Genomic DNA, 14,125 nt, shown 5'->3' on the forward strand with positions numbered 1-14,125 from the left:
AAAATTTATCAAAAACAAGTATTTTATAATAATAAATCATCTTCAGTTTTTTTATAATTTGATTTCATAGGCTCAAAAGAATATCTATGCATATCGCTTGGTCCGTACATTTCTATAGCTTTCATATGTTCTTTAGTGCCGTATCCTTTATTTTTTGAAACTTTATACTTCTGATAAAAATCAGGAAGATCATTCATCATTCTGTCTCTGTATACTTTCGCTAATATGCTTGCACAGCCTATACTATAGGACTTAGAATCACCTTTAATTATAGAACATTGCTTTATATCAGTATCCAGCTTCATAGCATCTATTAATAATATATCAGGCTTAATACTCAATTTTTCAACTGCCTTAATCATAGCAAGTTTTACAGCATTATAAATATTTATCTCATCTATAGTTTTTGAATCAACTGAGTAAATACTGAAAGATAAAGCCTTATCTATAATTTTGTCATAAAGCTCTTCTCTTTTTTTAGCAGATATTTTTTTTGAATCATCAACTTCTTTCACTATGTTTTCTATTTTTAATTCAGTATCATTGTAAAATTCTAAAGGCATTATAACTGCAGCAACCGTAACAGGTCCGAATAAACAGCCCCTGCCTACTTCATCAATGCCGCATATATATTTATGCCCCAATGATAAATATTCTCTTTCATATACAAATTTATCTGCTTTATCATCAAAAAACATATATAAATCTTTATATAAAATTACAGCAGCTGATATGCCAAAAATATAACAACTATAACTGCAAAAATAGAAATGGATAATATAGTAACATCGCTTATTTTTTTATCTAATGTTTTATTATCTTTACATCTTTCCTCTTTATTTTTCACATATCTTATATATTCAGAATTATTATTAACATTATAAACATCAGATTTTCTGCTTACTGAATCAAATAACTCTTCATACTTTATATTATTTTTATTCAAGATATCATTTACAGTTTTTATGAACTCATCATTCTTTGCTTCCTGATTATTCAATCTTTTATTGATAATATCAGCAAACTCTTCAAAATTAGAATTGTTAGGATTATATTGAATATCTTTGTTAGCAAGTTTATTAATCTCTTCTTCCAATTCTTTATAATGTTTTCTCAAATCTGATAGTTCTTTAAAATTCTTGAGATTCTGCTCTAGCATAATACTGTTATAATTAGCATTATTTTTTTCTATTTTTTCGTCTATTTTTTCATCTACGCTGTTTGATAATTCTTCTTTAAGATTATTTAAATTCTCTTTCTCTTCTTCTAAGAACTTAGTTTGTTCTTCTCTAACTTCTTCTACTCTAGTGTTTAGGCTGTCTATCTCTTTTTTATTATCTTCTGTCTTAACTCCTAATTGATTTATTAATTCATCGTATTTGGAATTATTTACTAAGAGAGAATCTTCTAAATCTTTCTGTACTTTTTTCAAGCCTGAAAGCTCTTTAAAATTCTTGAGATTCTGCTCTAGCATTATGCTATTATAATTAGCATTATTTTTTTCTATCTTCTCATCTATTTTTTCATCTACGCTGTTTGATAATTCTTCTTTAAGATTATTTAAATTCTCTTTCTCTTCTTCTAAGAACTTAGTTTGTTCTTCTCTAACTTCTTCTACTCTAGTGTTTAAGCTGTCTATCTCTTTTTTATTATCTTCTGTTTTAACTACTAATTGATTTATTAATTCATCATATTTGGAATTATTTACTAAGATAGAATCTTCTAAATCTTTCTGTACTTTTTTCAAACCGGAAAGTTCTTTAAAATTCTTAAGATTCTGTTCTAACATAATACTGTTATAATTAGCATTATTCTTTTCTATTTTTTCATCTACACTATTAGATAATTCCTCTTTGAGATTATTTAAATTCTCTTTCTCTTCTTCTAAGAACTTAGTTTGTTCTTCTCTTACCTCTTCTACTCTGCTATTTAAACCGTCTATTTCTTTTTTATTATCTTCTGTTTTAACTCCTAATTGATTTATTAATTCATCATATTTGGAATTATTTACTAAGATAGAATCTTCTAAATCTTTCTGTACTTTTTTCAAACCGGAAAGTTCTTTAAAATTCTTAAGATTCTGTTCTAGCATTATGCAGTTATAATTAGCATTATTTTTTTCTATCTTCTCATCTATTTTTTCATCTACGCTGTTTGATAATTCTTCTTTGAGATTATTTAAATTCTCTTTCTCTTCTTCTAGGAATTTAGTTTGTTCTTCTCTAACTTCTTCTACCCTAGTGTTTAAGCTGTCTATTTCTTTTTTATTATCTTCTGTCTTAACTCCTAATTGATTTATTAATTCATCATATTTGGAATTATTTACTAAGATAGAATCTTCTAAATCTTTCTGTACTTTTTTCAAACCGGAAAGTTCTTTAAAATTCTTAAGATTCTGTTCTAGCATAATACTGTTATAATTAGCATTATTCTTTTCTATTTTTTCATCTACACTATTAGATAATTCCTCTTTGAGATTATTTAAATTCTCTTTCTCTTCTTCTAAGAACTTAGTTTGTTCTTCTCTTACCTCTTCTACTCTGCTATTTAAACCGTCTATTTCTTTTTTATTATCTTCTGTCTTAACTCCTAATTGATTTATTAATTCATCATATTTGGAATTATTTACTAAGATAGAATCTTCTAAATCTTTCTGTACTTTTTTCAAACCGGAAAGTTCTTTAAAATTCTTAAGATTCTGTTCTAGCATTATGCTGTTGTAATTAGCATTATTTTTTTCTATTTTTTCGTCTATTTTTTCATCTACACTATTAGATAATTCCTCTTTGAGATTATTTAAATTCTCTTTCTCTTCTTCTAAGAACTTAGTTTGTTCTTCTCTTACCTCTTCTACTCTGCTATTTAAACCGTCTATTTCTTTTTTATTATCTTCTGTCTTAACTCCTAATTGATTTATTAATTCATCATATTTGGAATTATTTACTAAGATAGAATCTTCTAAATCTTTCTGTACTTTTTTCAAACCGGAAAGTTCTTTAAAATTCTTAAGATTCTGTTCTAGCATTATGCTGTTGTAATTAGCATTATTTTTTTCTATTTTTTCGTCTATTTTTTCATCTACGCTGTTTGATAATTCTTCTTTAAGATTATTTAAATTCTCTTTCTCTTCTTCTAGGAATTTAGTTTGTTCTTCTCTAACTTCTTCTACCCTAGTGTTTAAGCTGTCTATTTCTTTTTTATTATCTTCTGTCTTAACTGCTAATTGATTTATTAATTCATCATATTTGGAATTATTTACTAAGATAGAATCTTCTAAATCTTTCTGTACTTTTTTCAAGCCGGATAGTTCTTTAAAATTCTTAAGATTCTGTTCCAGCATTATGCTATTATAATTAGCATTATTTTTTTCTATTTTTTCATCTACGCTGTTTGATAATTCTTCTTTGAGATTATTTAAATTCTCTTTCTCTTCTTCTAAAAATTTATTTTGTTCTTCTCTAACTTCTTCTACCCTAGTGTTTAAGCTGTCTATTTCTTTTTTATTATCTTCTGTCTTAACTGCTAATTGATTTATTAATTCATCATATTTGGAATTATTTACTAAGATAGAATCTTCTAAATCTTTCTGTACTTTTTTCAAGCCGGATAGTTCTTTAAAATTCTTAAGATTCTGTTCCAGCATTATGCTATTATAATTAGCATTATTTTTTTCTATTTTTTCATCTACGCTGTTTGATAATTCTTCTTTGAGATTATTTAAATTCTCTTTCTCTTCTTCTAAGAACTTAGTTTGTTCTTCTCTTACCTCTTCTACTCTGCTATTTAAACCGTCTATTTCTTTTTTATTATCTTCTGTCTTAACTCCTAATTGACTTATTAATTCATCGTATTTGGAATTATTTTCATTAACTGAAGCATAAACTGTATTAGAAATATTTTCTTTTATGCTGTTTTCTAAATCTTTATAATTTTTTCTTAAATCTGATATCTCTTTAAAATTTTTGAGATTCTGCTCTAGCATTATACTATTATAATTAGCATTATTTTTTTCTATTTTTTCATCTATAGTTTCATTAATACTATTAGATAATTCCTCTTTAAGATTATTTAAATTTTCTTTGATATTATTTAAATCTTCTTTTTCCTCTTCTAAGAATTTATTTTGTTCTTCTTTAGATTCTTCTAATTTTGTATTTAAGCTCTCCATCTCTTTTCTATGTTTGAATGAATTGTCTGACAATTTATTATTAATATCATTTATTAAATCATCATATTTTAAACTATTTATACTTACTGTATTATCTATTTTTTCTACAAAATCTTTTAAATCTGAATGCTCTTTCTTTAAGCTGTCAATCTCATTATAATTTTTTAAATTCTGATCCAACATTAATGTACTAAATTGATTTTCTGCTGTAGAAAGTTTTTCATCATATAGAGATTTATACCTATCTACTTTTTCATTAATGTCTTTAATATCAATTAATAAACCTTCATAATTTTTATTTAAATTTCCTTTTTCTTTATCTAAAAATTTCGTTTGCTCTTCTTTTGATTCATTTATTTTATTATTTAAATTTTCTATTTCTCTTTTATACTCTTCTGAATGAGTATCTAATTTATTATTGATATTATTAATATTATTTATTACTTCATCGTATTTTGTATTATTCTCATTGATAGAGTTTTCTAAATCTTTCTGACTCTTTCTTAAATTAGAAATATCTTTAAAATTTTTGAGATTCTGCTCAAGCATTATACTATTGTAATTAGCATTATTTTTTTCTATTCTTTCATCTATAGTTTCATTAATACTATTAGATAATTCCTCTTTGAGATTATTTAAATTTTCTTTTTCTTCTTCTAGAAATTTATTTTGTTCTTCTCGGCTTTCTTCTAATTTTATATTTAAACTTTCTATCTCTTTTTTATACTCTTCTGAATGAGTATCTAATTTATTATTGATATTATTAATATTATTTATTACTTCATCATATTTTGTATTATTCTCATTGATAGAGTTTTCTAAATCTTTCTGATTCTTTCTTAAATTAGAAATATCTTTAAAATTTTTGAGATTCTGCTCAAGCATTATATTATTATAATTGGAATTATTCTTATCTATTTTTTCATCTATCTTATCATCAACATTATTATACAATTCTTTTTTTAATTCATTTATAAGTTCATCATATTTTAAGCTGTCTTTATTCATAGTTTCCGCTGCAAATTTTAATAAATCTTCATCTTGTACAATCTCTTTAATAATATGTTTTTTTTCATCTTCTGTTATTTTATCATTAGAAAAAATATTTTCTAAATCTTTTTCCAGCTTGTCTATTCTTTCATAAATATTCACAATTTTATTATCAAGAGAATTTCCGCCATCTTCTATTAAATCTTTTTTTATCATATCATCATTTGCAGCCATTAAGATATTCCTCGTTTTATTATATTGTTATATTAATTAGATAAAATTAAAACATAACAGTAAAATATCGTCATTATTATACTTATAATTTAAAATCAAAAAATTATTGTTGATATAATTTTATTTATGCTTTATACATGTATTCGTAAAAATATATGATTAGAGGTTTAATATTGGCTAAAGTATTAGGACAAACAACTCCTTTAAAAATAATGGCTGGAATATATAAAAGCGGCCGTATTCATCATGCATATCTTTTTTACGGAGATGAAGGAATTGGAAAATTTGAAAGTGCTTTAAACTATGCTAAAGCTATTTGCTGTGAGAGAGGAAACGGAACTTACTGCGATGAATGCAAATCGTGTAAAATGATAGATCAATATAAACATCCGGATGTCATAGTAGCAGCTACAGATGAGAGATTTAGAAATGCTGAGCTTTATTTTAATCAGTATTTAGAATATAAACTTCCTCATTTATTTAATAATTTTTATACTTCATGCCGTTCTATACTGTATAAGGCAGAATCTATGCTTTTTGATAGTTATGACAATTATCCTGTAAACGAACCTAAAGAATATATGCTTGGAAGTAAAAAAGAAACTTCAAGATATGCTCTTATAGAACCTTATTATTTGGCTGCAAATTATACTTTAAATGAGTTAAATGCTGATAATGCCGAGTTTATAGATTCAATATTTAGAAATAAATCAAAAGAAGCTTTAAATATAGCCAAAAACAAAGGCGGAAAGAAAAAAATTTCAATAGAAGGAGATTTTTTCAGTGCCTTAAAAAAAATATATTATAATATAATACATACTGTAATTCCTCTTGATACCGTAAGAAATATTATCGAATTAACATACAGAAAGCCGAGAATATCAAATAAAAGAATTATTATCATAGAAGGCATAGAATTAATGGATAAGAGGGCACCTAACATATTTTTAAGAACTTTAGAAGAACCTTCCGACAATAATATATTTATTCTAATAACTTCAGATACTAATAAATTGGTTCAAGATGGTATGAAGCCTCTTCGTTCGCGAATGATGGAATTAAAATTTTCACCGTTGTCAGAAAATACTTTAAGATCCATATTAATGAAGAGATTAAGGCTAAATGAGGAAAAAACAGCCCTTGCACTAGAAAATTCTTATGGAAGTGTTGCTAAAGCAGTAAAATATGTACTTGACAAAAAATCAAATACAAGCGATAATATATACAAAGTATTATTATCTTTTATGGACGCTGCATTAAATAATGTTCAGCCTCAAATAGCCTCCTTAACTTCCCTTTTGAGCGAAGGAGAATATGAGATTACGGATGCTATTATAGAAATGATAAATATTCTTAAAAAGTCTTTAGAAGATAAATACCTTGGAATAGAAAATAGAGATTATATATTTCCTAGTTCTATTTCAGATGAAAGTATTGTATGGACTATTGATGAATTGGATTCAGCAGTCAATATTCTAATGAATACAAATACTCAACCTAAAATGCTGCTTTATAAAACTTTAGGCAACATTTATATGTGGTTACACAATTATAATAAAAACTTATAGGAGTTATACATGAAAAAACTATTTCTTGTATTAAGCGTAATGATTCTAGCGTTAAGTTCAGCATACGCTCAGGATGAAACAGCAGCAGAAACTACAGATACTGCTGCAACAGAACAAACTGCTGCTACAGATGAAAATCAAGGAGCTTCAGAAAATACTAACACTGTAAATGAAGTATCAGCTTTTGCACCTTCTTTTGTTGATTTAAGGAATACTGATGATGCTGCTCTTGATAAAGAATACAATCTTCTTCAAACTAATCTTACTAAAATAAGAGAAGATTATTTATTCAGAATACTTTATAAAGCCAACAAAATATTAGAACGTTATACTAATGTTAATTTCATTGATACTAATGAAATGTTCTACAATGCTGTTTACTATTACGATTTAGTTGCTAATCCTATAGCTAATGATAATAATGTGGATATAGCTCTTTATGAATTAGATAAATCTTTCAGACTTTATGATGAAGTAAAACCTATTTATGAAATACTTGGAAAAACTAATGAATTAGCTCAGGCTGATTATGAATTAAATCTATATGCTGGAATATTTAATCTTTTCAAAGGTACTGCCGGATATTATGCAAAAAGCAGATATCATTTAATGAATGCTTTGAATAATGAAAAAGCAGGGCAGAATAATACTACTAATTTGATCATGTTAAATACTTATTTAGCAGGCGTTAACTATAACTTAGCTACTATCAATCAGAACAGCGATGTAAGTAAAGTTTATTTCCTAAATGAAATGTTCAATAATCTTTGGGATCTAACTACTTTGAAAACAGCTGATGAAAATATTAAAACTGCTAAATATAAATTATTAATAACTAAATACCATAAAGTTTTATATACTACTTCTGAAAGATTTAGAACTACATATTCTAAATATTACGATGAATTAGGATTTACTTACGGTAAAACAGAAGATGAAATATTAAGCAGAGAAAAAATGCCTGTTTATAAAGATTCTGAAACCGAATCTTCAGATACTGTAGCTGCAGAAACAACTACTACCGAAACAGAAACTGCGGCTGATACTGCTAATTAATAAAAAAATTGATAAATAATTTGAAGGCATGCCATGTTTTTGGTATGCCTTTATTTATTATTAATAGTAATTTTTACTAATAAAGTTTTTCTGTTATTTAATAAATGCTTGACATTAATTTAAAATAGTTTATTATTTATTTAAATAAAATAAAAATGAAGGAGTAAAATATATGTTTGATCTAATGAAATTACCTTACGGAAAGGAAGATTTAGCACCATATATGTCTTCCAACACATTGGATTTCCATCATGGAAAACACTTAAATACTTATGTAACTACTCTTAATGATTTAGTATCTAAGGATTCATCATTACAAGGAAAAAGCATTGAAGAATTGATTACTTTATCACATAACAATGCTGATAAACAAGCAGTATTTAATAATGCCGGTCAAGTTTATAACCATGAAGAATTCTTCAAAATGCTTAAAAAAGATACTGCTATACCTGCAGAAGTAAAATCAAAAATTGAAGCAGATTTCGGTTCTTTTGATGCTTTCAAAGAAGCTTTCACTACAGGCGGTAAAACTCAATTTGGTTCTGGTTGGGTTTGGCTTGTTATGAATAATGGTAAATTAGAAGTTAGAAAATATGCTAATGCTATGAACCCTGTTGCTGATAAAGTACATGGTGTTTTAACTTGCGATGTTTGGGAACATGCATATTATCTTGATTATCAAAACAGAAGACCTGATTTCTTAACTACTTTTGTTGATCATTTAGTAAATTGGGATTATGTTGCAGAAAGGATTAAACTTGCTAAATAATATAGTTTCAAACTAATTATTTATATACTTTTTAGGAGAATTAAAATGAAGGATTTAAAAGGTACAAAAACAGAAAAAAACTTAAATGAAGCTTTTGCCGGCGAATCTATGGCTAGAAACAAATATACTTATTTTGCTAGCGTAGCAAGAAATGAAGGCTATGAACAAATAGCTGCTATATTCCTTGAAACAGCTGAAAATGAAAGAGAACATGCTAAAGTACATTTCAAATATCTTAATGGTATAGGTGATACACTTCAAAACTTACAATCTGCTTGGGAAGGCGAAAATGAAGAATATGAAAATATGTACCCAAGAATGGCTAAAGAAGCTACTGAAGAAGGTTTCGATGAAATAGCTCGTTCTATGAAATTAATCGGTGATGTTGAAAAAGAACATAGAGAAAGATATGCTAAATTAAGAGAAGCTGTAAAAAGCGGAAGCGTTTTCAAAAAAGCTACTAAAGTTCAATGGAAATGCAGAAACTGCGGTTTCATAGTTGAAAGCGAAGAAGCTCCTGAACTTTGTCCTGTTTGTAAACATGCTAAAAAATTCTTTGAAGTTCGTGTTGAAAACTTTTAATTTTTAGAATTTATATTGTATTAAAAATAAAAAGAGGGGGAAATAATTTTCTCCCTCTTTTCTTTTTAAAAGGTTAATCTATTATCAAGCTATTAATTTCATATTATCAGATACAAAAGAAGAAAATATATCAAAAATTATAGGATCTATTTTTACCTCTACCTCTAAATAATTTTCTCTAATAAATAACAATGTATTATCAATGCTCGAAGAACTATTAACCCTATCAAACAAATCTATTATCTCAAGAACCTTAGATGGAAAATATGATACGCTGCTGAATTTCAATGTATCATTATAATCAAAACTTACAGCGTAATCTAAATTATAAGCTCCATTTGAATTTATTAGCGTATTATAATAATTTAAAAATACTCCGCTGCCATATCCATAATACTCGTTATGAAGAGCAACTGTTAAAGATATATCATCATTATATCTAATAAAATGTTTTAAATAAGAGTAGCATTTATCTGCATTGTGTTCTGTATTATAATTATTAAAAACATTTACTATATCATGCCAAAATGCCGCTATAGAAATATTAATTATCTCATTAAATAACATATCTCTTAAACCATATTTATATACATGCTCTAATTTAGATACATTTTTATTTATATTAAATTTTTTGAAAATACTTCTATAATAATATGCATATTTTTTATTGAATTTTTTTCTTATATCAATAACTATATTATTATGTATACTATCATTGTAGTACTTTATAAATCTTACTACTGTAATGAATACTCTATTAGTATGGGATATAATATCATCATTATTTACCAAATATTCTTTAAAATATAAATTAAGATCTTCACTATTCATTTTATTCAATAATTTTACTATAATTCTCAAACTTAGATCTATAACATCTTTAGAATACTTTAAACTATTTCTAAATGACATATCTTTATTCTTTATAGAATTCATAACTATAATCAAGTCAATTCTAGCTATAATAGAAAGTTTTATCAAAATATAATAAATACTTTCAAAATCTTTTTCGGAAATGCTTCCCCTATTAGAATTAATTTCTTCTACCTCTTTAATCAAAGAAGATAAAAGTTCATTCTTTTTTAATTTAGTAAAATTATTTAAAGTTAAATCTGTCTGATTAAAATAGTTCTTATATAAATCAAATAAATTATTATTTTCTTTTATTTCTGCAGTCATAATTTACCTCCTGTATACTAAGTAAACTTTATTTACAATTATAGTATAATATATTATAGCAGTTTTGTAAATATATTTTACTTAAAAAATATAAAAATACTTATAATTTTACACTATTATTACAATACTAAAAAACATTTAATACATCCTAATATTTTTAATAAAAATCTCAGATAAAAAAATAAAAAATAATTGCAATTAAAGCATTTTTACTATAGAATCGATTATCAAAATATCTTTTTATTCAATTCATATCTAAAATTTAAAAAAGAGGAAAAATAATTATGCCTATTAATATTAAAGAAGCATTAACCTTTGATGATGTATTATTAGTACCAAAAGAATCAGATATTCTGCCTAAAGATGTAGTTTTAAGAAGAAAATTAACAAAAAAAGTAACATTAAACACGCCATTAATAAGTTCTCCGATGGACACTGTAACAGAATCTAAAATGGCAATAGCTATGGCATTATGCGGAGGATTAGGCGTTATACATAAAAATATGCCTTTGGAACAGCAAACTAAAGAAGTAGAAATGGTAAAAAGTTTTAAAGATATAGAAGACAAAGAAAAAGCTACTTTATCAGAAGATGGTTCTTTAATAGCGGCAGCTGCTATAGGTATATCTGAAGACAGATATGAGAGAATAGAAAAACTTATAGAAGCAAAAGTGGATTTAATAGTAATAGACACAGCACATGGACATTCAAAAAATGTGCTTACTGCTATAAAAGAGATAAAAGATAAATACACTCAAGTTGAAGTAATAGCAGGTAATATTGCTACTGCCGACGGAGCTAAAGCATTAATTGATGCAGGAGTAGATGCCATAAAAATAGGAATAGGAGCTGGTTCTATTTGTACAACAAGAATAATTGCTGGTGTTGGAGTTCCTCAGCTTACTGCTATACATGACGCTTCTGAAATTGCAAAAAAACATAATGTGGGAGCTATTGCTGACGGAGGAATTAAATATTCAGGCGATATAGTAAAAGCATTTGCTATAGGGGCGGATGCTGTTATGGCTGGAGGACTTTTCTCATCTACTTATGAAGCTCCGGGAGATGTTATCATAATAGATGGTAAAAAATACAAGCCTTATAGAGGAATGGGGTCTGTTGGTGCTATGATACATGGAAGTAAAGACAGATATTTCCAGAGTGAGGTTGTTAATAAATCTAAATTTGTACCTGAAGGAATAGAGGGAGTTACTGAATATAAGGGGCATGTTGCTGATGTTGTATATCAAATAGTGGGCGGTATTCGTGCCGGTATGGGATATATAGGTGCTAAAGATATACAGATGCTTCAGGATAAAGCTGAATTTATAAGAATAACTAATCAAGGTTTGGCTGAAAGTCATGTCCATGATGTAAAAATTACTTCTAAAGCTCCTAACTATTAATAATAAAATAATATCTGATAATTTTATTTATACAGTAAAGTTATCAGATTTTTTTAGCTATTTTATAATAATAATAACTATAAGCAATTATAAATTTAATTTTATAAAAACTTGAATTTTTTAAACTCTTCTTATATAATTATTAAATTATAATCATTTTTTAATAAAGAATTAAGGATATATATAATGTCATCTAATAAAAAATTTGTACCTAAAAAGAAAAGCCCGGTAATAAAAACTTTACAATGGCTAGGAGTATCTGCTGTTTCTATACTTTTAATAGTTTATTTTTTGGTAGTTGATACAAGGGGAAGCCAAAAAACTCCTACTATAGGTTCAGTTAATGGAAAACCTATATATTACACAAGTACTAGTCCTTATGGCATAGCTTTTAAGCAGATAGAAAGTTATTATCAGCAATTAGGAATACAAATAAATAATGAAATGTATAAGTATATAGAAGATTTGGCATTTAGAAGAGCTGTTTCTACTATATTGTTAAATGATATAGCAAGAAAAAACATCAATGTAAGCGATAATTTTATAGTTGAAGCTATGAAAAGTGAATTTATAGATACTAATGGTGTTTATAATCAAATGGCTTATGAATCATTCATTAAAAACTCTACTCAGGCTGATAAATTAAGAATAGAAAAGGATTTGAGAGAGGAGATATTATCACAAACAATTTCTTCTGAGCTTTTTACAAGTGTTAAAATAAATCCTCTTGATATTCAAAAAGAATATAAAAGAAATTTTACTAAAAGAGATATAGAGATGGCTTATATAGATGCTGCTGCAATAGTACAGGCTAATGAAATAGCTTCTAATGATTTGGAGAAATATTTTAATGATAATAAAACCAATTTTGCACAGGCTGATATATCTTGGATAGTATTAGAAAGCGGCGGAGTGGCAGATAATTTATATAAGACTTTAAAAGATGATATAACTTTATTTGAAAAAACTGCTTTAGAAAAAAGTATCGCTAGTAATAATTATAAATTAGGTTATGTTACTAGAATGCAGCTTCCTACCGAAGATTTTGCTAATAAGATATTTGCTGATAATAAAGGACAAAAATTACTTGAGCCTATATATGCAAATGGATATTATTACATAGTTCTTGTTAATGATATAAGGCTTCCAGAAAAATACAATGATGTTAATCCTGAAGTATTGAAAAGAGAATATTTAAATGCCAATATTAATACTCTTTTAGAAGCTGAAAAAACAAAACAAGCTGAGGTATTAAAAGCTGCAGTTACCGGCATTAATAATCTAGCAGCTTTAAATGGAAACGGATATATCAAATATTATAAACCAGCAGCACCTTTCTCTTATAATCAAGGAAGATTAAATACAGCTGAAGGAACTATTATACCTGACTCTTCAACTGAATCTTTCTATATGCATGTATTCTCTATGCAAACTAATCAAATAAGTGATGTTATAAAATTAGATAATGGTGTGGCTGTTATAAGATTAGTTTCTGAAGAAAAGCCAAAGACTGCTGATTTAAATGCTATTAATATAAATACTATTAAAAGACAGAGAATTAATAATATTCAATTAGAATGGGAAAATGAACATATACAAGAAGCTAGAGTGAAAAAACATAATATAAGATAAAATATAAGACTAGCATAAATAAAGGCAATTATACAAAATATAATTGCCTTTATTTATATATTTTTATAATTAATAATGCTATTTCTTAAAAATAAAGAATACTGCTAATATCAAACATAAAAAACCTATAAAATGATTTATTCTTAAAGTTTCTGTTTTAAAAAATACTACAGTAAAAATAGTAAATATAGTTAATGTAATAACTTCCTGCATAACTTTAAGCTGCATTAATGAGAAAGGTCCTCCATTACCTTGAAACCCTATTCTATTTGCCGGAACCTGAAAACAGTATTCAAATAAAGCAATACCCCAGCTTATTAATATAATTATAGGAAGTGATAGTTTTTCAAAGCCTTTTATCTCGCTGAATTTTAAATGTCCGTACCAAGCAAATGTCATAAATGTATTTGACATAATAAGAAGTAATATAGTTGTTATGGCTTTCATAATAATATTTTAATCCTCCATTTATAATTTTTTTATTGATAAAATATTATAAATTATAAAAAATAATTTGCTATATTTATTTTTACAATTTATA

Annotated in this window: 10 protein-coding genes; 6 read left to right on the forward strand and 4 right to left on the reverse strand. The window is 26.1% G+C overall.

All coding sequences use genetic code 11. The annotated features are described in order from the left end of the window. Positions 1-23: 23 nt before the first annotated feature. Both BHAMNSH16_RS05025 and BHAMNSH16_RS05030 read right to left on the reverse strand, forming a co-directional pair. Entirely contained in the window at positions 24-698 is a 675-nt protein-coding gene (locus BHAMNSH16_RS05025) for a ribonuclease HII (protein WP_008729295.1), read from the reverse strand. Between the two features lie 20 nt (positions 699-718). Beyond that, positions 719-5,392 (reverse strand): rhoptry family protein, encoded by a 4,674-nt coding sequence (locus BHAMNSH16_RS05030; RefSeq protein ID WP_088859733.1) that lies wholly within the window; start codon positions 5,390-5,392, stop codon positions 719-721. Positions 5,393-5,565: 173 nt separating this feature from the next. Between BHAMNSH16_RS05030 and BHAMNSH16_RS05035 the strand changes: the two genes are divergently transcribed. The 4 genes from BHAMNSH16_RS05035 to rbr all read left to right on the forward strand — a co-directional run bounded on the left by BHAMNSH16_RS05035 (position 5,566) and on the right by rbr (position 9,367). After that, positions 5,566-6,960: a hypothetical protein gene (locus tag BHAMNSH16_RS05035; protein WP_039954228.1), complete on the forward strand. Its 1,395-nt coding sequence runs from the start codon at positions 5,566-5,568 to the stop codon at positions 6,958-6,960. 9 nt (positions 6,961-6,969) lie between these two features. Further along, a complete protein-coding gene (locus BHAMNSH16_RS05040; protein WP_008728024.1) occupies positions 6,970-8,016 on the forward strand; it encodes a lipase chaperone in 1,047 nt (348 codons plus the stop codon). Positions 8,017-8,188: 172 nt separating this feature from the next. Next, on the forward strand, positions 8,189-8,785 hold the full coding sequence (locus tag BHAMNSH16_RS05045; RefSeq protein ID WP_008728023.1) for a superoxide dismutase: 597 nt from the start codon (positions 8,189-8,191) through the stop codon (positions 8,783-8,785). A 45-nt stretch (positions 8,786-8,830) separates the two neighbouring features. Further along, positions 8,831-9,367, forward strand: coding sequence for a rubrerythrin (gene rbr, locus BHAMNSH16_RS05050; protein ID WP_008728022.1), 537 nt, complete (start codon positions 8,831-8,833; stop codon positions 9,365-9,367). 84 nt (positions 9,368-9,451) lie between these two features. Here rbr and BHAMNSH16_RS05055 read toward each other — a convergent pair whose 3' ends face one another. Next, the gene (locus BHAMNSH16_RS05055; protein WP_069732063.1) at positions 9,452-10,546 is read right to left on the reverse strand and encodes a hypothetical protein; all 1,095 of its coding nucleotides are present in this window, start codon (positions 10,544-10,546) and stop codon (positions 9,452-9,454) included. A 284-nt stretch (positions 10,547-10,830) separates the two neighbouring features. On the opposite strand from BHAMNSH16_RS05055, the gene guaB reads away from it, so the two are divergent. Both guaB and BHAMNSH16_RS05065 read left to right on the forward strand, forming a co-directional pair. Continuing rightward, complete coding sequence (gene guaB, locus BHAMNSH16_RS05060) at positions 10,831-11,952, forward strand: IMP dehydrogenase (protein ID WP_008730842.1); 1,122 nt, start codon at positions 10,831-10,833, stop codon at positions 11,950-11,952. A gap of 186 nt (positions 11,953-12,138) precedes the next feature. After that, positions 12,139-13,584: a peptidyl-prolyl cis-trans isomerase gene (locus BHAMNSH16_RS05065; protein WP_008730840.1), complete on the forward strand. Its 1,446-nt coding sequence runs from the start codon at positions 12,139-12,141 to the stop codon at positions 13,582-13,584. Positions 13,585-13,662: 78 nt separating this feature from the next. Here the strand turns inward: BHAMNSH16_RS05065 and BHAMNSH16_RS05070 are convergent, their stop codons facing one another. Next, positions 13,663-14,031 carry a DMT family protein gene (locus BHAMNSH16_RS05070; protein WP_008730838.1) on the reverse strand — a complete coding sequence of 123 codons (369 nt, stop codon included), beginning with the start codon at positions 14,029-14,031 and terminating at the stop codon, positions 13,663-13,665. Between the last annotated feature and the right edge of the window lie 94 nt (positions 14,032-14,125).

The organism is Brachyspira hampsonii (assembly GCF_002214805.1).
Classification (GTDB): domain Bacteria; phylum Spirochaetota; class Brachyspiria; order Brachyspirales; family Brachyspiraceae; genus Brachyspira; species Brachyspira hampsonii.